At 69.8% G+C, this 19505-nt stretch carries 15 protein-coding genes; 9 read left to right on the top strand and 6 right to left on the bottom strand.

Annotation, left to right across the window (positions count from 1 at the left end; all coding sequences use genetic code 11):
* The first annotated feature begins 1 nt into the window (after nt 1).
* The 5 genes from C5F48_RS11775 to C5F48_RS11755 all read left to right on the top strand — a co-directional run bounded on the left by C5F48_RS11775 (nt 2) and on the right by C5F48_RS11755 (nt 4967).
* Nucleotides 2–1309, top strand: coding sequence for a thymidine phosphorylase (locus C5F48_RS11775; protein ID WP_107664108.1), 1308 nt, complete (start codon nt 2–4; stop codon nt 1307–1309).
* Nucleotides 1309–2505, top strand: coding sequence for a phosphopentomutase (locus C5F48_RS11770; RefSeq protein WP_107664107.1), 1197 nt, complete (start codon nt 1309–1311; stop codon nt 2503–2505). Before C5F48_RS11775 ends, C5F48_RS11770 begins: the two co-directional genes overlap by 1 nt.
* Nucleotides 2502–3488: an adenosine deaminase gene (locus tag C5F48_RS11765; protein WP_170139601.1), complete on the top strand. Its 987-nt coding sequence runs from the start codon at nt 2502–2504 to the stop codon at nt 3486–3488. The genes C5F48_RS11770 and C5F48_RS11765 overlap by 4 nt, the downstream gene beginning before the upstream one ends.
* Nucleotides 3481–4113: a uracil phosphoribosyltransferase gene (gene upp, locus C5F48_RS11760; protein ID WP_107664105.1), complete on the top strand. Its 633-nt coding sequence runs from the start codon at nt 3481–3483 to the stop codon at nt 4111–4113. Before C5F48_RS11765 ends, upp begins: the two co-directional genes overlap by 8 nt.
* Before the next feature lie 65 nt (nt 4114–4178).
* Nucleotides 4179–4967 carry an SPOR domain-containing protein gene (locus tag C5F48_RS11755; RefSeq protein WP_245941390.1) on the top strand — a complete coding sequence of 263 codons (789 nt, stop codon included), beginning with the start codon at nt 4179–4181 and terminating at the stop codon, nt 4965–4967.
* 111 nt (nt 4968–5078) lie between these two features.
* Here the strand turns inward: C5F48_RS11755 and C5F48_RS11750 are convergent, their stop codons facing one another.
* Both C5F48_RS11750 and C5F48_RS11745 read right to left on the bottom strand, forming a co-directional pair.
* Nucleotides 5079–6098 carry a hypothetical protein gene (locus C5F48_RS11750; protein ID WP_107664104.1) on the bottom strand — a complete coding sequence of 340 codons (1020 nt, stop codon included), beginning with the start codon at nt 6096–6098 and terminating at the stop codon, nt 5079–5081.
* A gap of 67 nt (nt 6099–6165) precedes the next feature.
* Nucleotides 6166–7797 (bottom strand): acyl--CoA ligase family protein, encoded by a 1632-nt coding sequence (locus C5F48_RS11745; RefSeq protein WP_107664103.1) that lies wholly within the window; start codon nt 7795–7797, stop codon nt 6166–6168.
* 100 nt (nt 7798–7897) lie between these two features.
* Between C5F48_RS11745 and C5F48_RS11740 the strand changes: the two genes are divergently transcribed.
* Nucleotides 7898–8818, top strand: a complete 921-nt coding sequence (locus tag C5F48_RS11740) for a DMT family transporter (RefSeq protein ID WP_107664102.1) — start codon at nt 7898–7900, stop codon at nt 8816–8818.
* Nucleotides 8819–8821: 3 nt separating this feature from the next.
* On the opposite strand, the gene C5F48_RS11735 is transcribed toward C5F48_RS11740, so the two are convergent.
* Together C5F48_RS11735 and C5F48_RS11730 are read right to left on the bottom strand one after the other, a co-directional pair.
* Nucleotides 8822–9394: a thymidine kinase gene (locus C5F48_RS11735; protein ID WP_107664101.1), complete on the bottom strand. Its 573-nt coding sequence runs from the start codon at nt 9392–9394 to the stop codon at nt 8822–8824.
* A gap of 273 nt (nt 9395–9667) precedes the next feature.
* Nucleotides 9668–10999 carry a DEAD/DEAH box helicase gene (locus tag C5F48_RS11730; protein ID WP_107664100.1) on the bottom strand — a complete coding sequence of 444 codons (1332 nt, stop codon included), beginning with the start codon at nt 10997–10999 and terminating at the stop codon, nt 9668–9670.
* 364 nt (nt 11000–11363) lie between these two features.
* On the opposite strand from C5F48_RS11730, the gene C5F48_RS25690 reads away from it, so the two are divergent.
* Nucleotides 11364–11837, top strand: coding sequence for a BrnA antitoxin family protein (locus C5F48_RS25690; protein WP_211314623.1), 474 nt, complete (start codon nt 11364–11366; stop codon nt 11835–11837).
* Between the two features lie 64 nt (nt 11838–11901).
* On the opposite strand, the gene C5F48_RS11715 is transcribed toward C5F48_RS25690, so the two are convergent.
* A complete protein-coding gene (locus C5F48_RS11715; RefSeq protein ID WP_211314624.1) occupies nt 11902–13674 on the bottom strand; it encodes a GGDEF and EAL domain-containing protein in 1773 nt (590 codons plus the stop codon).
* 516 nt (nt 13675–14190) lie between these two features.
* The gene (carB, locus tag C5F48_RS11705; protein ID WP_107664117.1) at nt 14191–17520 is read right to left on the bottom strand and encodes a carbamoyl-phosphate synthase large subunit; all 3330 of its coding nucleotides are present in this window, start codon (nt 17518–17520) and stop codon (nt 14191–14193) included.
* Nucleotides 17521–17713: 193 nt separating this feature from the next.
* Between carB and C5F48_RS11700 the strand changes: the two genes are divergently transcribed.
* Nucleotides 17714–18856 (top strand): aminodeoxychorismate synthase component I, encoded by a 1143-nt coding sequence (locus tag C5F48_RS11700; RefSeq protein WP_107664116.1) that lies wholly within the window; start codon nt 17714–17716, stop codon nt 18854–18856.
* Nucleotides 18814–19446 carry an aminotransferase class IV family protein gene (locus tag C5F48_RS11695; RefSeq protein ID WP_170139602.1) on the top strand — a complete coding sequence of 211 codons (633 nt, stop codon included), beginning with the start codon at nt 18814–18816 and terminating at the stop codon, nt 19444–19446. The genes C5F48_RS11700 and C5F48_RS11695 overlap by 43 nt, the downstream gene beginning before the upstream one ends.
* Nucleotides 19447–19505: the final 59 nt, after the last annotated feature.

Here is a 19505-nt window from a genome sequence, read left to right as displayed (position 1 = left end):
GGTGGACGCCCGCAGCATCATCGCCGGGTTGCGCGCGGGCCGGACGCCGAGCGCCGCCGAGCTCGGCTGGTTCGCCGCCGGGCTGGCGAACGGCGAGGTGAGCGATGCGCAGGCCGGGGCCTTCGCCATGGCGGTCTGCCTGCGCGGGCTGGGCGCGCCGGGGCGGGTGGCGCTGACCCGGGCGATGCGCGACAGCGGCGACGTGCTGGAGTGGGACCTTCCCGGCCCGGTGCTCGACAAGCATTCCACCGGCGGCATCGGCGACTGCATCTCGCTGCTGCTGGCCCCGGCGCTGGCGGCCTGCGGGGCTTACGTGCCGATGATCTCGGGCCGGGGGCTCGGCCATACCGGCGGCACGCTCGACAAGCTGGAGGCGATCCCCGGGTTCCGCACCGCGATGGGCGAGGACCAGCTGCGCGCGCAGATCACCGACGTGCGCTGCGCCATCGTCGCCGCCTCGGCGCGGATGGCCCCGGCGGACCGGCGGCTCTATGCGATCCGCGACGTGACCGGGACGGTGGAGAGCATCGACCTGATCACCGCCTCGATCCTGTCGAAGAAGCTGGCCGCGGGGCTGGAGGGGCTGGTGCTCGACGTGAAGGTCGGATCGGGCGCCTTCATGAAGACCATGGCCGAGGCGCAGGCGCTGGGCAAGGCGCTGGTCGGCACGGCGCAGGGCGCGGGCTGCATGACCACGGCGCTGATCACCGACATGAGCCAGCCGCTCGCCACCGCCGCCGGCAACGCGCTGGAGGTGATCGAGGTGATGGAGACGCTGACCGGCACATCGGTGAACGCGGCGCTCTGGGACCTGACGGCGGCGCTCGGCGGCGAGGCGCTGGCGCTCGGCGGCTTGGCGGCGGATGCGGCGGATGGCGCGGCGCGGATCGAGATGGCGCTGGAGAGCGGGGCGGCGGCGGAGATCTTCGCCCGGATGGTCGCGGCGCAGGGCGGGCCTGCCGATTTCGTCGAGCGCTGGCCCGACCGGCTGCCCTCGGCCCCGGTGATGCGCGAGGTTCCGGCCCCGCGCACCGGCTATGTCATCAGCATCGACGGCGCGGCGCTGGGCCATGCCGTGGTGCATCTCGGCGGTGGCCGGCTGCGCGAGGGCGACCGGGTGAACCCCTCGGTCGGCCTGTCGGATCTTGCCGGGATCGGCGAGGAGGTCAGCCGCGACCTGCCGCTGGCCATGGTCCACGCCGCGACCGAGGCCGAGGCCGATGCGGCGGTGCGCGCGGTGCAGGCGGCCTACGGCTTCGGCGACGCCGAGCCGGAGGAGCCTCCCCTGATCCACGAGAGGATCGCCTGATGGCCCGCGCCTTTTTCATCGTGATGGATTCCGTGGGCTGCGGCGGCGCGCCCGACGCCGCCGATTTCGGCGATGCGGGGGCCAACACGCTGGCCCATATCGCCGAGGCCTGCGCCGCGGGGCGGGCCGAGCAGGGCCGCACCGGCCCGCTGCGGATGCCGGTGCTCGACGCGCTCGGCCTGTCGGCGGCGGTGCGCCTTGCTTCCGGCGACGCGATGCCGGGGCTGGGGGCCGAGCCGCTGGGGCGCTGGGGCGCCGCGACCGAGGTCTCGCTCGGCAAGGACACGCCTTCCGGCCATTGGGAATTGGCCGGGGTGCCGGTGCCCTGGGACTGGACCTATTTCCCCGTGACCCGCCCGGCTTTCCCCGAGACGCTGGTGGCCGAGGTCTGCCGCCTTGCCGGGACCGAAGGCATTCTCGGCAACTGCCACGCCTCGGGCACCGAGATCATCGCGGCGCTCGGCGCCGAGCATCTGCGGACCGGCTGGCCGATCTGCTATACCTCCGCCGATTCCGTCTTCCAGATCGCCGCGCATGAGGGCGCCTTCGGCCTCGACCGGCTGATCGCGCTCTGCGAGGCGCTGGCCCCGACGCTGCATGCGACGAAGGTCGGCCGGGTGATCGCGCGGCCCTTCACCGGTAGCGAAGGCGCCTTCGAGCGCACCGCCAACCGCCGCGACTTCGCCATCGCCCCGCCCGCGCCGACCCTGCTCGACTGGGTGCAGGGTGCGGACCGTCCGACCCATGCGGTCGGCAAGATCGGCGACATCTTCTCGCACCGGGGCATCGGCAAGTTGCACAAGGGCAAGTCGGACTCCGAGCTCTTCGAACATCTGCTGCGTCTGACCGACGAGGCCGAGCCCGGTTCATTGACCTTCGCCAACTTCGTCGAGTTCGACAGTCTCTACGGCCACCGCCGCGACGTCTCGGGCTATGCCCGCGCGCTGGAGGGGTTCGACGCCCGCGCCGGCGCCTTCCTCGCGCGGCTGCAGCCCGGCGATTTGGCGGTCTTCACCGCCGATCACGGCAACGACCCGACATGGCGCGGCACCGAACACACCCGCGAGCGCGTGCCGGTGCTGGTCGCCGGGGCAGGGGCCGGAAGCCTCGGCCTCGTCGCCTTCGCCGATGTCGCGGCCAGCCTCGCCGCCCATCTCGACATCCCGGCCCAAGGCCCGGGAAGGAGCTTTCTGTGACGCCGCTGCCCAAGATCGAACTGCACCTCCACCTTGAGGGCGCGGCCCCGCCCGCCTTCATCCGCGGGCTGGCCAAACAGAAGCACATCGACATCGGCGGGATCTTCAACCCCGACGGCAGCTATGCCTTCACCGATTTCTGGCACTTCCTGAAGGTCTACGAGGCCGCGACATCGACCCTGCAACGGCCCGAGGATTACCACCGCCTCACCCTCGCCGTGCTGGAGGAGAGCTCGAAGAGCGGTGTGATCTATACCGAGACCTTCCTCTCGCCCGATTTCTGCGGCGGGCGTGATCTGGGGGCATGGCGCGAATATCTGCATGCCATAACCGAGGCCGCCGCCACCGCCGAGGCGCAGATGGGCATCACCCTGCGCGGCATCGTCACGCCGATCCGCCACTTCGGCCCCGACAAGGCGCGTGAGACCGCGCGCTGCGCCGCCGAAACGGCGGGCGATTTCATCGTCGGCTTCGGGTTGGCGGGGGACGAGAAGATCGGCAAGCCCAAGGATTTCGCCTGGAGCTTCGACATGGCGCGCGAGGCCGGGCTCAGGCTCACCTGCCATGCGGGGGAATGGGGCGGGCCGGAGAGCATCCGCGACGCGCTGACCGACCTGCGGGTGGAGCGCATCGGCCATGGCGTGCGCGCCATCGAGGATCTGGCGCTGGTCGACGAGCTGGCCGAGCGCGGCATCGTGCTGGAGGTCTGCCCGGGATCCAACATCGCCCTCGGCCTCTATCCCGGCTGGCGAAAGCACCCGATCGGCGAGCTTTTCGAGCGCGAGGTGAAGGTGACCGTCTCCACCGACGACCCGCCCTTCTTCCACACCACGATGCAGCGCGAATACGATCTCTTGCACGAAGCTTTCGACTGGGACGAGGCGGTGTTCCGCAAGATTGCCCGCACCAGTCTTGACGCCGCCTTCTGTGATGCCGATACCCGCGCCCGCATCCTCAAGCGACTGGAGCCCGACCATGCTTGACCATCTCACCGTCGTCACCCACCCGCTGGTGCAGCACAAGCTGACCATCATGCGCAAGAAGGAGACCTCGACCGCCGGTTTCCGCCGCCTGCTGCGCGAGATCAGCCTGCTCTTGGCCTATGAGGTCACGCGCGAGCTGGACATGACCACCATGACCATCGAGACGCCGATCTGCGAGATGGACGCGCCGATCCTCGACGGCAAGAAGCTGGCGCTGATCTCGATCCTGCGCGCCGGCAACGGGCTGATGGACGGCATCCTGGAGCTGATCCCGGCGGCGCGCGTCGGCTTCATCGGGCTCTACCGCGACCCCGAGACGCTGCAGCCGGTGCAATATTACGCCAAGGTGCCCGACATGCTGGAGGACCGGCTGGTGATCGCCGTCGATCCGATGCTGGCGACCGGCAACAGCTCGGTGGCGGCCATCGACCTCCTGAAGGAGAAGGGCGCGAAGAACATCCGTTTCCTCTGCCTTCTGGCCGCGCCCGAAGGCGTGCAGCGCATGAAGGAGGCGCATCCGGACGTGCCGATCGTCACAGCAGCTGTGGACGAGAGGCTGGACGACCATGGATATATTGTGCCGGGACTAGGGGATGCGGGCGACCGCCTGTTTGGTACAAAATAGGGGCAAATTTGCTTTACTTGCAGAGGCGCGCGGGGCATCCTGTGCGCGTCCTGCCGGAGAACCTGATGCTGCGTGCCGTCACCCTGTCGCTGCTGGCAAGCCTGTCCCTCGCGGGCGCGGGCCTTGCGCAGACGGCGACGGATGGCCCGCAGGAGACGCCTCCGGCCGATTTCATCGAGCCGCAATATGTCGACAGCCGCGGCTGCGTCTTCATGCGCGCCGGCGTCGAGGGCGACATCCGCTGGGTCGGCCGGGTGACGCCGGAGGGCGCGCCGCTCTGCGGCTACCTGCCGAGCATCGCCGAGCTTGAACCGGAGCCGGAGCCGGTCGAGACCGCCGAGGCGGAGCCTGCCGAAGCCGCTCCCGCCGCTGCGCCGGTGGCCAAGGCCCGGCGGGCGCGCGGAACGCATGCACGCAAGGCGCCGGTGGCGCCCATCTGCCCGGAAGACGCGCCCTATCGCGGCAGCTTCGTGACCGAGGCGGGGATCGAGACCGGCATCTGCACGTCGAACCCCGAGCGCGGCGTGCTGGGACCGACGGCGGCGACCGGCGCGCTGGTGCCGGACCGTCTGGCCGGGCCGATGACCCTGCGCGGCGGCGCGCTGGAGCCCGTGGGCGAGACGGTGCTGCGCGAGGCCTATGTGCAGATCGGCGCCTATGCCCGCCCGGCCAATGCCGAGGGCGCACGGGCGCGGCTTGCGGCGCTCGGGCTTCCGGTCGCCGGCGCCAAGGCGAGGATGGCGGGCAAGCCGGTGCAGATCGTCTTCGCCGGCCCGTTCGAACTGGCCGGCGAGGCGCGGGCGGCGCTGGCGGCGGCGCGCAAGGCGGGGTTCCGCGACGCATTCATCAGGTAGACGCGTTCGGGGAAGCGCGTTTCAAAGAGACGAGGGACGGCAAGAAAAAGTCGGGCAGAATAAACCTCGCGCCCCATCGCTTCCGCGGTGGGGCGTTTTTCTTTGCTAGCGTCAGTCGAGGCAGATGCCCTGCAGGCTGACCCAGTCGCCATCGGTCAGCACCGGGCTGGGCGAGGCGCCGCGGAACGGGTCGGCCTCGATCAGCCCCAGCACCGACTCGCCGCTGGGGTCGCGGGCGAAGGCGAAGGGCGTGCTGGAGATCTGCGCCGCCTCGAACCGAGCCAGCAGCAGATCCTCGGCCGGCGGCTCGGGGGTGTCGCGCAGCATGTGCTCGGCATAGCCCTCCACCGCGTCTTCCGGCAGCGCGCCGGTGGTCAGCAGCCGGAATGTGGCGGCGGTCCCGGCGTGTTGCAGAAGCGGGATCAGCGGGTCGACCGCGTCGATCCGCGCCGCCTCCTCCAGTGCGAAGCCGGCCACCGCCTCGGGCCCGTCCTGCCGCTCCAGCAGGCTCTGGCTCAGGAGGATGCGCCCGTCCGGCAGATGCGCCGAGGGCGAGACGCCGTCGGGCAGGATCAGCAGCGGCGCGGCCTTGGGGCCGAAGATCCGCGCCGTCAGCCGTTCGGCGGCGCGCGCGCCCAAGGGCTCGCTGCAGGGCAGGCCGGTCAGCCGGATCATGTCGGCCAGCGCCATGCGGCCGATCTCGGCCCTTGTGGCGGGCGGCACCACCGAGGCGGTGTGGGTCACCAGCGCGCCGGGCATCCAGAAGATGCCGAGCCCCAGCACCAGCACCGTCAGCCCGCCCAGCACCGAGTTGCGCAGCCGCCCCGGGCGCGGCAGGGCCGAGACCAGCGCGTCATGCACCGTCTCCAGCGCGGCGATCATGTCGGGGTCGTCGAGCTCCAGCGTCTCGTCGGCCTCCGGGCCGGGGGCGTAGAGCGCCGGCATCTCGCCCGGGTTCATCCGCTCCACCGCCGGCAGCGACCAGTGCGACAGCGCCAGTTCCGACCTCGGGTCGGACATGGTCAGCGAGGCCTCGCCGAAATTCACCACCACCTCGCGCCGCTGCGCATCCGGCGCATCGCGCCAGAGCCCTGTGCATTCGAGTTTCTGGTACTTCGTCAGCGCCGTCATGGGCGGGTGCGGCCTCGGCCTGAACTTCTCTCGCGGAGACGATAGCCTGCTTGCCCGCCGGTCACAATCACTTGGCGGACAGCCTTGCCACGGCGCGAAGCTCGTATTTCTGGATCTTGCCGGTCGAGGTCTTCGGCAGCTCGCAGAAGATCACCTGTTTCGGCGTCTTGAACCCGGCCAGCCGCGCCCGGACGAAGGCGATCAGTTCCGCCTCATCCGCCGTCTGGCCGCGCTTCAACTCGACGAAGGCGCAGGGCACCTCGCCCCAGGTCTCGTCGGGCTTGGCCACAACGGCGCAGAGGCTGACCGCCGGATGATGCATCAAGGCCCCCTCCACCTCGACCGAGCTCACGTTCTCGCCGCCCGAGATGATGATGTCCTTGGCGCGGTCGGTGATCTTGATATAGCCGTCGGGATGCTGGAAGGCGATGTCGCCGGTGCGGAACCAGCCGCCCTTGAAGGCCTCGGCCGTGGCCTCGGGGTTCTTGAAATACCCTTTCATCACCATGTTGCCGCGCATCGCGATCTCGCCCAGATGGCCTGCGTCGCGCGCGACGGGCTTGCCATGGGTGTCATGCACCTCCGCCCCTTCCAGCGTCGGCATCGCCACGCCGGTGCGCGCCTTCAGCGCGGCGCGCTCCTCGCCCGCCGCCACGTCCCATTCCGGCTTCCAGGTGCATTCGGTCGCCGGGCCATAGACCTCGGTCAGCCCATAGACCTGGGTCACGTTGAAGCCCAGCGGTTCGACCGCCGCCAGCGTCGCTGCGGGCGGGGGCGCGCCGGCGGTGAAGACCTCGACCACATGCGAAAAGGGGCGGCGGTCCTCCTCGGCGGCGTTGATCAGCGCGTTCAGCACGATCGGCGCGCCGCCGAAATGCGTCACGCCTTCCTCGGCGATGGCGGCATAGATCGCCTTCGCGGTCACGTCGCGGCAGCAGACCAGCGTGCCGCCCAGCATCGGCACCATCCAGGCGTGGCACCAGCCGTTGCAATGGAACAGCGGCACGATGGTCAGATAGACCGGGTAAAGCACCATCCGCCACGAGATCGCATTGCCCATCGTCGCAAGATAGGCGCCGCGGTGGTGATAGACCACGCCCTTGGGCCGCCCGGTCGTGCCCGAGGTGTAGTTCAGCGCCAGGCTCTCCCACTCGTCCTCGGGCATCACCCAGGGCGCCCAGGGGCTGCCCTTGGCCAGCAGATCCTCGTAGGTCGGATGCTCCCCGGTCGGGGTGAAACCGGATTCGCGGTCGGCCACCTCGACGATCTGCGGCGCCGCGCCCTCCAGCGCCGCGCAGGCGGCCTTCGCCAGCCCGAGGAAAGCCGTGTCGCAGAGGATCAGCTTCGCCCCGCCGTGGCCGAGGATATAGGCCACCGTATCGACATCCAGCCGCGTGTTGATGGTGTTGAGCACCGCGCCGCAGGCCGGCACGCCAAAATGCGCCTCGGCCTGCGCCGGCACATTGGGCAGCAGCGTCGCCACCACATCGCCGGGCCGGATGCCCATCGCGGCCAGACCCGAGGCGAGCCGGCTGACCCGGGCGTGATACTCGGCATAGCTGCGCCGGGTCGCACCATGCACCAGCGCCGTGCGCTCGGCATAGACATCGGCGGCGCGCGCCAGATGCGACAGCGGAGTCAGCGGCGCGTGATTGGCCGCGCATTTCTCCAGACCACGTTCATCCGCAAGCCATCCCATCGCCGATCCTCCCACAATCCACCAATGAATGTCGCATACTGGCGCGCAGTCTGGCCGCTGCTGCGGTCTTAGGGAAGGGTCAAGACGCAAGGAGGCAAAGATGATTTCCGCCGACCGCACCGTTGCCGCCGCAGGGTTCATCCTGATCTACGCCGTGCTCATCGGCTTCACCGACAATTACGTGCGGGTCATCGCCGCCGAGGCCGGGCTCTGGCAGTTCCACCTGACCCGCTCGGTGATGGCGCTGACCCTGCTGGGGCTCCTCGTCCTGCCGCTGCGGCTGAGGCTGCGGCCGGTGAACCCGCGGGCGGTGCTGGCGCGCTCGGCGATCCACGGGGCGGCGATGCTGATCTATTTCGGCGCGCTGGCCTTCCTGCCGGTGGCGCAGGTGGCGGCGGGGCTGTTCACCGCGCCGATCTTCGTGCTCTTGATCTCGCGCTTCGCCTATGGCCATCACATCGGCCCGGTGCGGATCGTCGCGGTCGGCGTCGGCTTTCTCGGGGTGCTGATGGTGCTGGGGCCGAGCGCTGCCGGCGAGGCCTCGCTGGCGGCGCTTCTGCCGGTGCTGGCCGGGCTGTTCTACGCCATGGGCAATATCGCCACCCGCGAATGGTGCCCCGAGGAAAGCGCCGAGACGCTGCTGGCCGGCTTCTTCGCCGCTTTGGGGGTGCTGGGCGCGCTCGGGGTCCTGCTGCTGACGCTGGCCCCGCTGTCGGCGCCCGAGGGGGCTGCGGGTTTCCTGCAGCGCGGCTGGGTCTGGCCGTCGCAGGGCTTCTGGCTCTGGACCTTCGTCCAGGCGGCGGGGTCGCTCTTGGGGGTGGGGATGATGATCCGCGCCTATCAGGTCGCCGCCGCCAGCCGGGTCTCGGTCTTCGAATATGTCATCCTGCCCGCCTCGGCGCTCTGGGGCTGGCTGCTCTGGGGCGAGGTGCTGACGCCGATGGCGATGCTCGGCATGGTGCTGATCGCCGGGGCCGGGGGGATGATCGCGCTCAGGGCGCAGGCGCCGCTCCCGGCCTGAGGCTCAGACCGCCTCGCGCCAGTGGCGTCGGCAGAGCGAGACATAGGTCTCGTTGCCGCCGATCTGCACCTGTTCGCCCTCGTGCAGCGGCCGGCCGTCGGCCCCCTTGCGCACCACCATCGTCGCCTTCTTGCCGCAGAAGCAGATGGTGCGAACCTCGCGCATCTCGTCGGCCCAGGCCAGAAGCGCGCCGGAGCCGGGAAACAGCTCGCCGCGGAAATCCACCCGCAGGCCGTAGCACATGATCGGCACGCCCAGATCGTCGACCGCCTGCGCCAGCTGCCAGACCTGCGTCTTGCTGAGGAATTGCGCCTCGTCGATGAAGATGCAGGAGACCGGGCCGAGCGCCAGCCGCGCGGCGATCTTGGCGAGCAGATCCTCGTCGGGGGCGAAGGTGTCCGCCGCCTCGGCGATGCCGATCCGGCTGGCGATCCGCGCCTGACCGGCGCGGTTGTCGAGCTCGGCGGTGATCAGATAGGTCTGCATCCCGCCCTCGCGATAGTTGTGCGAGGCCTGCAGCAGCGCTGTCGATTTGCCCGCGTTCATCGTTGAATAATGGAAGTAGAGTTTTGCCATCCGGGCAGATAGCCGAACCCTGCCGGGGGGTGCAAGATGCCGGCAGCGCAGCAAAGGGAAGGCCTGGCGGGGGCGTCGACCGAAGCCGGACCAGCGCCGGGCTTCCCTTTGCGCAATGCTTGGAACTCGCAACAGAAAAACCCCCGGCGCTGCAGTCGCCGGATCACTCGTTAACAACTCCGGCTGGCCGGTCCCCCATTATGGAGGATTTGTGGACCGAAGGCTTGGTGGAACTGCGGCCTGCGGCAACCGGAAGCAGGCCCGCGGCGCGGCTCAGGCCGCGCTGCGATTGCCCGAGCGGCGCGGCCGGAAAGCCTTGCGCGGAGCGTCCGTGCCGCCCTCGGGACGGGCCGGTTTCTGGCCCTGCGGCTTCGGCTTGCCCTGACCCGCGGGCTTGCCCTGGCCCATCGGCTTGCCGCGGCCCTGACCGCCGCGGTTCTGGCCCGGACGCGGCGCGGCAGCGCCCGCATCCATCGCCCAGGGCGCGCCACCGAGCACCGGGATCGGCTGTTTCAGCAGCTTTTCCACCGCCTTGAACTCGTCCATCTCGGCGGGGGCGCAGAAGGCGACCGCCTTGCCCTCGGCCCCGGCGCGCGCGGTGCGGCCGATGCGGTGGACGTAGTTCTCCGGCACGTTCGGCATGTCGTAGTTGTAGACGTGCCGCACCCCCGAGATGTCGATGCCGCGCGCCGCGACATCGGTCGCCACCAGCACGTCGAGCGTGCCGTCGCGGAACTCGTTCAGCGTGCGCTCGCGCTGGTTCTGGCTCTTGTTGCCGTGGATCGAGCCGGCCTTGAAGCCCCAGCTGACCAGAAGCTTCATCAGCTTCTCCGACCCGTGCTTGGTGCGGCCGAAGACCAGCGCCATCTCGCCCGGGTGCTGCTTGAGGTAGGTCTCCAAGAGCTTGGCCTTGTCGCCCTGCGGGGTGAAGTGCACGCCTTGGACAATCTTTTCAATGGGTTTGCCCGGAGGGGCGACCTGCACCTTGATCGGGTCGCGCAGATAGGTCTGGGCCAGATCCTCGATCAGCTTCGGCATGGTGGCCGAGAACAGCAGCGTCTGGCGCTTCATCGGCAGGTGCTTGGCGATCTTCTTCAGCGCATGGATGAAGCCCATGTCGAGCATCTGGTCAGCCTCGTCCAGCACCAGATAGCCGGTCATCTCCAGCGTCAGGGCGTTGCGGTCGAGCAGATCGATCAGGCGACCGGGGGTGGCGACCAGAACATCGGCGCCGCGGGCGAGCTTTTCCGACTGGCGGAAGATCGAGGCGCCGCCGGTGATGGTGACCACCTTGACCGGGGTGCCCTTGGTGAAAACCTCAAGGTTGTCAGAGATTTGGCTGACCAATTCCCGCGTCGGGGCGAGGATCAGGGCGCGGACGTTGCGCGGGCCCGGCGGGTGGCCGATGTCGAGCAGGCGGTGCAAGAGCGGCAGGCCGAAGGCCGCCGTCTTGCCGGTGCCGGTCTGAGCCAGACCCATGAGGTCGCGGCCCTGCATGATATGCGGGATCGCCTGGGTCTGGATCGGCGTCGGCGTGGTGTAGCCGGCCTTTTCCAGACCTTTGGTGAGTTTCGGGCTGAGGCCGAGGGCGTCGAATGTGGACATTTTATGCTTTCAAATGCGGGACTTGTCCCGCCGGAAGGGGATCTGGCCGCCACGACGCGACAGCCGGCAGAAGGGGCGGCCAAAGTCTCGCGCACATAGCCGGATGCCACACGCGCCGATCTGGTCGCGGTGCCCCTGCGTGAAGGTGGGAACCTGGATCACCTGCCCTGGACCGGATTCCGGGTTGGAATGCGGGACGGCTGCTCACGCGGCAGCGGGCGTCGGTTGAGGGGGAGATGAGGCCTTTCGCCCCCGAAGTCAAGGATATGATTCCGATGCACGGGCGATGCACGGCCCGTGCAGACGGTGGGAGAGGCGGATTTTAACCGATTTGTCGAAGGATTCGCGGCAAAGGGAGAAGCCGATGACCGATCTTTCGAAGCAGAGCGCCAGGCAGCGCGAGAACTACTACTACATGGCCGATGCGATGCGGCGGCTGGAATACGACCTGCACCAGTCGATCGAGGACACCGGCCGCATCCCGCCCGAGTGGTTCGCCATCGCCCGCGCGCGGACGCCGAAACGCAAGGTCCGGGTGACGCTGGGGCTGGAGGAGGATGTGCTGCGCTTCTTCAAGTCGATGGGCGCCGGGCACGGCCCGCGCATCAACGAGGTGCTGCGCGTCTACATGCACGCGCGGCTCGCCGGCGTGATCCGCGGGGCGGAGACGGCGGACTTCTATCGCCAGCGGGAAGGGGCGTATGACGGCGAGCGGCCAAGGTGGGGCGACACGGCGCGGGAGTTGGGGGAGGACGTGCCGGAGGCGCCGGGAGAGGCGGAGCGGGAAGCGCGGGCGGCGCTCAGGGCGCGGATGCGGCGGATGAGTGAGGAGGGGTGAGGGCGTGGTGCGCAATGAATGCGCACCCTACGGGGGTGGGGCAGGGGTGGGTTGGAAACCCGCCCTACGGGGCTGGGGCGTTGATCGCCCGATCCGCCAGCCAGTCGGCGAAGGCGGCGGCCTCCAGCGGGCGGGAGAACCAGTAGCCCTGGGCCTCCTCGCAGCCGAGCCGGGCCAGGAGGTCGGCCACCTCGGCGGTCTCGACCCCCTCGGCCACCACGCGGTAGCCCAGCCGCTGCGCGAGGCCGATCATCGTCTCGACCAGCACGAGGTCAGACCCCGCCACCGCCCCGGACAGGCTGCGCACGAAGGTCTGGTCGATCTTCATCACCCGCGCGGGCAGGCGCTGCAGATAGGCGAGGCTGCTGTGGCCGGTGCCGAAATCGTCGATGGCGAGGGTGAGGCCGATCCCCGCCAGGTCCTGCAGCACGGCCAGCGCCTGCTCCGGCCGGTTCATGATGGCGCTTTCGGTCAGCTCCAGCTCCAGCCGGTCGGCGGGCAGGCCGCGGCCTTGCAGCGCCAGCCGGATGCGCTGCGCCAGATCGGCCTCGGCCAGATTGCTGGCGGAGATGTTCAGCGACAGCGTGAGCGCGACGCCCCCGCCCTGCCAGGCGGCGAGCTGGTCCAGCGCCGCGCCCAGCACCCATTGCGTGAGGGCGCGGGCCAGCGAGGTCTGCTCGACGATCGGGATGAACTCGGCCGGGGAGATCTCGCCGAACACCGGGTGGTTCCAGCGCAGCAGCGCCTCGGCCCCGACGCAGCGCCCGGTCGCGAGGTCGATGCGCGGGTGGTAGACCAGCCGCAGCTGGTCCTGCGCCACCAGCGCGGCGGCGAAATCCTGCAGCAGCGCATATTGCCGCCGGTGCACCCGGTCGCTGCAGGCCGAGTAGAGCATGACCCCGGCGCTGGCGCTGCGCGCATCCTGCGCCGCGCTGGCCGAGCCGCGCAGCAGGTCGTCGGCCGCTTCTTCGCCCACCAGGAAGGGCCGCGCCCCGAGGCTGATGTCGGTGACGAAGCCGACCGTCGGCGCCGCGCGCAGCTGGTCGAGCAGCGCCTGCAGCTCCTCGATATAGGTCTCGGCCGCGGCCTCCGGCGGCGATAGGAAGGCGAATTGCGCGAGGCCGACGTAGTAGAGCGCCTGCTGCGGCCCGAGGATGCGGCGCAGCGAGCGGGTCGCCTCGCGGATCAGGTCGTCGAACCGCGCGCCGCCCATGACGCGGGAGATCTGGCTGATCTGGTCGGGGCGGGCGAAATCGACGACGACGGCAAAGCGCGGCTCGCCTTGGCCGTCGCGGGCCAGATCGGCGAGGTCGTCGCGGAACTGGTTGCGGCTTGGCAGGCCGCTGACCGGGTCCAGACGGCCGAAGGCGTGCTGCAACTCGATCTGCGCCATGACCATCGCTGCAAGGTCGACCAGCGCCGACAGCTCGGCCGGCGAGGCCTGCCGCGGCTCGGTCCCCAGCACGCAGAGCGCGCCGAGGCCGAAGCCCTCGCGGGTGACCAGCGGCGCACCGGCGTAGAACCGCGTGCCGTTGCGACCGAGCGTGCTGTCGGCATAGAACGGGTCCGCCAGCAGGTCGTTGATGACGACCGGCATCGTCGTCTCGGCCACCTGGGCGCAGGGGGCCTTGTGCCGCGGGATGCTCATATGCTCGACCCCGACGCGCGACTTGAACCACTGCCGGTCCTGGTCGGTCAGCGAGACGGCGGCGACCGGCAGGCCGAAGATCTGGCTCGCCATTCGGGTGATGCGGTCGAAGCTCTCGCTGGCGGAGGTGTCCAGCAGCCTGAGCTGCTGGAGGGCCTCGAGCCGGGCGTCTTCAGTCTGTTCGATCACGAAATCCTGCTCCGCTACCGCCTGGCAAATCTGCATTGAACTCGGCATGCCGCACAAGCGGAACCACGGGGACGCAATCCCCGATCCGGCGCTCGCGTCCCGCCTGGAGGGGCGAAGCCCCTGCGGGAAGCCCACGGGAGCGGCTTGCCGTGACAAATGCCATCGGCAGGCGCCCGGTGCAAGGTCCGGATGCGACGCTTTGGCGACGTCTGGCGCTCAGGAACCCGCTTCCGGTCGGCCGATTGCGCTTGTGGGGGCGAGGCCGGGCGATTTCCGCCGGAAGATCCTCCGGGCGTTCGACGGCGAACAGCCAACGGGGGGCGACCCGGCGTTGGATCCGGAGGAGGCGGAAGGAGAGGTGCGGGAGGAGCTTGGGGCGCGGATGCGGCGCATGAGCGGGAAGGGGATGGTGCGCAATGAATGCGCACCCTACGGGGGTTGCCTCTCCCGGCCCGCCGCTTCCGCGGCGGGCGTTCGGCGCTGACGATCTTCCACTGGAAGATCGCCGGACGCCTCTCACCCCTGCAGCGTCCGCACCCCATAGCCCTCACCCCGGGCCTTCATCGCCTCGACCGCCGCGATGCTCGCCGCCGCCGTGGTGAAATACGGGATCTTGTCATACAATGCGACCGCCCGGATATCGCGCGAGTCTGACACCGCCTGCGAGCCCTCGGTGGTGTTCAGGACCAGCGCGATCTCGCCGTTCTTCAGCATGTCGACGATGTTCGGCCGGCCTTCGTAGACCTTGTTCACCCGGGTCGCGGCGATGCCCTGCTCGGAGAGCCAGCCCGCCGTGCCGCGGGTGGCGATCAGCTCGAAGCCCATCGCGGTGAGGTCGCGGGCGGCGGTGGCCAGCGCCGGGGACTTGTCGGCATCCTTGACCGAGAGGAACACGCGGCCCTCTTCCGGCAGGTGGGTGCCGGCGCCCATCTGCGCCTTGAGGAAGGCCAGCGCGAAGCTGCGGTCCCAGCCCATCACCTCGCCGGTGGAGCGCATCTCCGGCCCGAGCAGCGTGTCGACGCCGGGGAAGCGGGCGAAGGGCAGCACCGATTCCTTGACCGAGAACCACGGGGTGATCGGGTCGGCGAGGGTCAGCGGGTTCGCGAGCGGCAGGTCGGTGTCGGGGCCGACGCCGGCGGGGTAGGCCTCGCGCAGCGGGAAGTTCGACAGGGGCTCGCCGGCCATCAGCCGGGCGGCGATGGAGGCGATGGCCGAGTCGGTCGCCTTGGCCACGAATGGCACGGTGCGGCTGGCGCGGGGGTTCACCTCGAGCACGAAGATCTCGCCGTCCTTGATGGCGAACTGGACGTTCATCAGCCCCTTGACGTGCAGGGCGAGGGCCATTTTTTCGGTCTGCAGCTTCAACTCGGCGATGGTCTCGGCCGAGAGCGAATGCGGCGGCAGGCAGCACGCGCTATCGCCCGAATGCACGCCGGCTTCCTCGATATGCTCCATGATCCCGGCGACATGCACCGCCTCGCCGTCGCAGAGACAATCCACATCCACCTCGATCGCGCCGGCGAGATAGCTGTCGAGCAGCACCGGGCTGTCGCCCGAGACATGCACCGCCTCGCGGATGTAGCGCTCGAGCTGGGCGTCGTCGCGCACGATCTCCATGGCGCGGCCGCCGAGCACGTAGGAGGGCCGGATCACCAGCGGGTAGCCGATGCGGCCGGCGATGGCGAAGGCCTCGTCGCGCGAGCGGGCCATGCCGTTGATCGGCTGGCGCAGGTCGAGCTTGTGCAGCAGTTGCTGGAAGCGCTCGCGGTCTTCGGCGAGGTCGATGGCGTCGGGGGTGGTGCCGAGGATCGGGATGCCCTCGTCATGCAGGGCATTGGCCAGCTTCAGCGGGGTCTGGCCGCCGAACTGGACGATGACGCCGTGCAGCGTGCCGTTGTCCTGCTCCACCCGCAGGATCTCCAGCACATGCTCCAGCGTGAGCGGCTCGAAATACAGCCGGTCCGAAGTGTCGTAGTCGGTCGAGACCGTCTCGGGGTTGCAGTTGATCATGATGGTTTCATAGCCGGCCTCGGTCAGCGCGAAGCAGGCGTGGCAGCAGCAGTAATCGAATTCGATGCCCTGACCGATCCGGTTCGGGCCGCCGCCGAGGATGACGACCTTCTTGGCGGCGGAGGGGCGGGCCTCGCATTCCACATCGCCCATGACCGGGGATTCGTAGGTGGAATACATGTAGGGGGTCTGGGCCTCGAACTCGGCGGCGCAGGTGTCGATGCGCTTGAACACCGCGGTGACGCCGAGGTTGCGGCGGGCGCGGCGCACCTGCGCCTCGTCGCGGCCGGTCAGCGTGGCGAGCCGGGCGTCGGTGAAGCCGAGCATCTTCAGCTTGCGCAGGCCGTCGGCCTTCAGCGGCAGGCCCTTGGCCCGCACCTCGGCCTCGGCCTCGAGGATCTCGCGGATGCGCGAGAGGAACCACGGATCAAAAGCGGTGGCGGCCTGGATGTCGTCGTCGGACAGCCCGTGGCGCATGGCTTGCGCGATGAGGCGCAGGCGGTCGGGGGTCTGGGCCGAGATCGCCTTGATGACGGCGGCCTTGTCGGGCGCGCCCTCGATGGCGATCTCGTCGAAGCCGGTGAGGCCGGTCTCGAGCGAGGCCAGCGCCTTCTGGATCGACTCGTGGAAGGTGCGGCCGATGGCCATGACCTCGCCGACCGACTTCATCGCGGTGGTGAGCTCGGGCTTGGAGCCGGGGAATTTCTCGAAGGCGAAGCGCGGGATCTTCACCACGACATAGTCGATGGAGGGCTCGAAGGAGGCGGGCGTCACCTTGGTGATGTCGTTGTCCAGCTCGTCCAGCGTGTAGCCGACGGCGAGCTTGGCCGCGATCTTGGCGATCGGGAAGCCGGTGGCCTTGGAGGCCAGCGCCGAGGAGCGCGAGACGCGCGGGTTCATCTCGATCACCACCATGCGGCCATCCGCCGGGTTGATCGCCCATTGCACGTTCGATCCGCCGGTCTCGACCCCGATCTCGCGCAGCACGGCGATCGAACCGTTGCGCATGATCTGGTATTCCTTGTCGGTCAGCGTCAGCGCCGGGGCGACGGTGATGCTGTCGCCGGTGTGCACGCCCATCGGGTCGATGTTCTCGATGGCGCAGACGATGATGGCGTTGTCCTTGCGGTCGCGCACCACCTCCATCTCGAATTCCTTCCAGCCGAGAAGGGATTCGTCGATCAGCACCTGCGCCACCGGCGAGGCGTCGAGACCGGAGCGGACGATGCGCTCGTAATCGTCGCGGTTGTAGGCGACGCCGCCGCCGGTGCCGCCGAGGGTGAAGGCGGGGCGGATGATGGCGGGCAGGCCCACGTATTCGATGGCGGCGATGGCCTCGGCCACGCCGGCGCTGATGTCATACTTGCCGTTCGGCAATTTCGGCGCGGCGACGATGGTCGCCTTGGGGTTCTCCAGCCCGATGCGGTCCATCGCCTCGCGGAAGAGCTTGCGGTCTTCCGCCATTTCGATGGCTTCGCGATTGGCGCCGATCAGCTGGACGTTGAACTTTTCCAGCACACCCATGTCGGCCAGCGCCAGCGAGGTGTTCAGCCCGGTCTGCCCGCCCATGGTCGGCAGCAGCGCGTCGGGGCGTTCCTTCTCGATGATCTTGGCGACGACCTCGGGGGTGATCGGCTCGATATAGGTGGCGTCGGCCAGACCCGGATCGGTCATGATCGTGGCGGGGTTCGAGTTCACCAGAATGACGCGGTAGCCCTCTTCGCGCAGCGCCTTGCAGGCCTGTGCGCCTGAGTAGTCGAACTCGCAGGCCTGACCGATGATGATGGGCCCTGCGCCGATGATCATGATCGACTTGATATCGGTTCTTTTCGGCATGTTGGGCCCCACAGCTATGTTCCCGGGGCCAGTGGGCCGCAGGATGTCCGGATTCTTACGCTCTGCGCAAATTGGCGCGGTTATAGTCGGGTGGCGGCGCGGCGCAACCCTGTTCCGATGGGTCGCGCGCGGCCTGTGCCTTGGCCGGGGGGCGTGCTAGATGCGGCCCACGGACGGCAAGGCGGAGTTGGGCGTGATCCTGTGCGAAAATGGACCCTCGGGCGGGCCGGTGCTGTTTTCCGGCGCGGCGGAGCATGTCGTCGCCTGGGAGCCTCACGAGGTGGAGCCCGCGCTTGCCCGGCTGGAGGCGCTGCGCGCCGAGGGGGCCTGGGTGGCGGGCCATGCCGCCTACGAGGCCGGGCTGGTCTTCGAGCCGCGGCTGGCGGGGCTGATGCCGGCGGGTCGCGAGGGGCCGCTCTTGGCCTTCGGGGCCTATGACGGGCCCGGTGATCCGGCGGCGTTTCTGGCACAGGCCGCGGCAGAGGCCGGCGCGGCGCGGCTGGGGCCCTTGCGGCCGCTGGTGGACCGCGCGGGCTACGACCGGGCCTTCGCCAAGGTCGCCGACTATATCGCCGCCGGCGATGTCTATCAGGTGAACCTGACCTTTCCGATCGAGACGCGGCTGGAGGCGGGCACCGCGCTCGGGCTCTACGTTGCGCTCCGGGCGCGGCAGCCGGTGGGCCATGGCGGCTATTGCGACATGGGCGCCGGGCCGGTGGTGGTGTCGCGCTCGCCCGAGCTGTTCTTCGCCTGCGACGCCGAGGGGGGCATTTCCACCCGGCCGATGAAGGGCACCGCCCCGCGCCACCCCGATCCGGCGCGCGACGCGGCGCTGGCCGAGGAGCTGCGCCGCTCGGAGAAGGGCCGGGCCGAGAACCTGATGATCGTCGATCTGTTGCGCAACGACATCTCGCGGCTCTGCGCCGTGGGCTCGGTGAAGGTGCCGGAGCTCTTCGCGGTGGAAAGCTATGCCACGCTGCACCAGATGGTGAGCCGGGTGGTCGGGCGGCTGGAGGGGCGCCCGGGGCTCGGCGCGCTGATCGCGGCGCTGTTCCCCTGCGGCTCGGTCACCGGCGCGCCGAAGATCCGGGCGATGCAGATCATCCGCGAGGTCGAGCCCTTCCCGCGCGGGGCCTATTGCGGCGCGCTGGGCTGGATGGCCCCGGACGGGCGCGCCGCCTTCAACGTGGCGATCCGCACGCTGCGGCTGTTCCAGGACGGGCGGGTGCGGCTGAACGTGGGCGGCGGGGTGGTGCAGGATTCCACCGCGCAGGGCGAATGGGAGGAGGCGCTGTGGAAGGCACGTTTCGCCGAGTTGCCGGCGACGACAGCCTGAGGCTGATCGAGACGCTGGGCTGGGATGGCGCGGTTTTCCCGCGCGAGGAGCGGCATCTGGCGCGGCTGACGCGGGCCGCCGCGCGCTTTGGCTGGCGCTGCGACGGCGCGGCGGCGGCGCTGCGCGCGGCGGCGCCCCAAGGCCCGGCGCGGATGCGGCTGACGCTGGCCGCCACAGGGGCGATCGAGGTGACGGCGTCGCCGCTGCCGCCGGGCAAGCCCATCTGGCGGCTGGGGCTGGCCGAGGCGCGGCTTGCCTCGGACGATCCTTGGCTGCAGGTGAAGTCGAGCCGCCGCGCCGCCTATGACGCGGCCCGCGCCGCGCTGCCGCCCGGGCTCGACGAGGTCGTCTTCCTCAACGAGCGCGGCGAGGTCTGCGACGGCACGATCACCACGCTGTTCTTCGACGCCGGCGACGGTCTCCGCACCCCCCCGCTCACTTCGGGCCTGCTGCCCGGCGTGCTGCGCGAGGAGATGCTGGCCCAAGGCCGCTGCCGCGAGGCGGTGCTGCACGCCGCCGATCTCGGCCGCGTCCAGCTCTGGCTCGGCAACTCGCTGCGCGGGCTGGTGCGGGCCGACTGGGCAGGCTGAGCCCATTTTCTGTCTGAAAATATCCCCGCCGGAGGCGCACGCTTCCTCCGGGCGTTCCC

This window comes from Cereibacter changlensis JA139, from assembly GCF_003034985.1.
In the GTDB taxonomy this organism is placed as follows: Bacteria; Pseudomonadota; Alphaproteobacteria; order Rhodobacterales; family Rhodobacteraceae; genus Cereibacter; species Cereibacter changlensis.
The sequence above is the reverse complement of the archived record's forward strand: the minus strand, read 5'-3'. Positions and strand labels throughout refer to the sequence as shown.

Excerpts from the sequence above, each read along its gene's own strand:
- C5F48_RS11745 (WP_107664103.1), bottom strand. The coding sequence starts at position 7,797 with ATGGGATGGCTTGCGGATGAACGTGGTCTGGAGAAATGCGCGGCCAAT.
- C5F48_RS11730 (WP_107664100.1), bottom strand. The coding sequence starts at position 10,999 with ATGTCCACATTCGACGCCCTCGGCCTCAGCCCGAAACTCACCAAAGGT.
- C5F48_RS11740 (WP_107664102.1), top strand. The coding sequence starts at position 7,898 with ATGATTTCCGCCGACCGCACCGTTGCCGCCGCAGGGTTCATCCTGATC.
- C5F48_RS11755 (WP_245941390.1), top strand. The coding sequence starts at position 4,179 with ATGCTGCGTGCCGTCACCCTGTCGCTGCTGGCAAGCCTGTCCCTCGCG.
- C5F48_RS11750 (WP_107664104.1), bottom strand. The coding sequence starts at position 6,098 with ATGACGGCGCTGACGAAGTACCAGAAACTCGAATGCACAGGGCTCTGG.
- upp (WP_107664105.1), top strand. The coding sequence starts at position 3,481 with ATGCTTGACCATCTCACCGTCGTCACCCACCCGCTGGTGCAGCACAAG.
- carB (WP_107664117.1), bottom strand. The coding sequence starts at position 17,520 with ATGCCGAAAAGAACCGATATCAAGTCGATCATGATCATCGGCGCAGGG.
- C5F48_RS11770 (WP_107664107.1), top strand. The coding sequence starts at position 1,309 with ATGGCCCGCGCCTTTTTCATCGTGATGGATTCCGTGGGCTGCGGCGGC.
- C5F48_RS11735 (WP_107664101.1), bottom strand. The coding sequence starts at position 9,394 with ATGGCAAAACTCTACTTCCATTATTCAACGATGAACGCGGGCAAATCG.
- C5F48_RS25690 (WP_211314623.1), top strand. The coding sequence starts at position 11,364 with ATGACCGATCTTTCGAAGCAGAGCGCCAGGCAGCGCGAGAACTACTAC.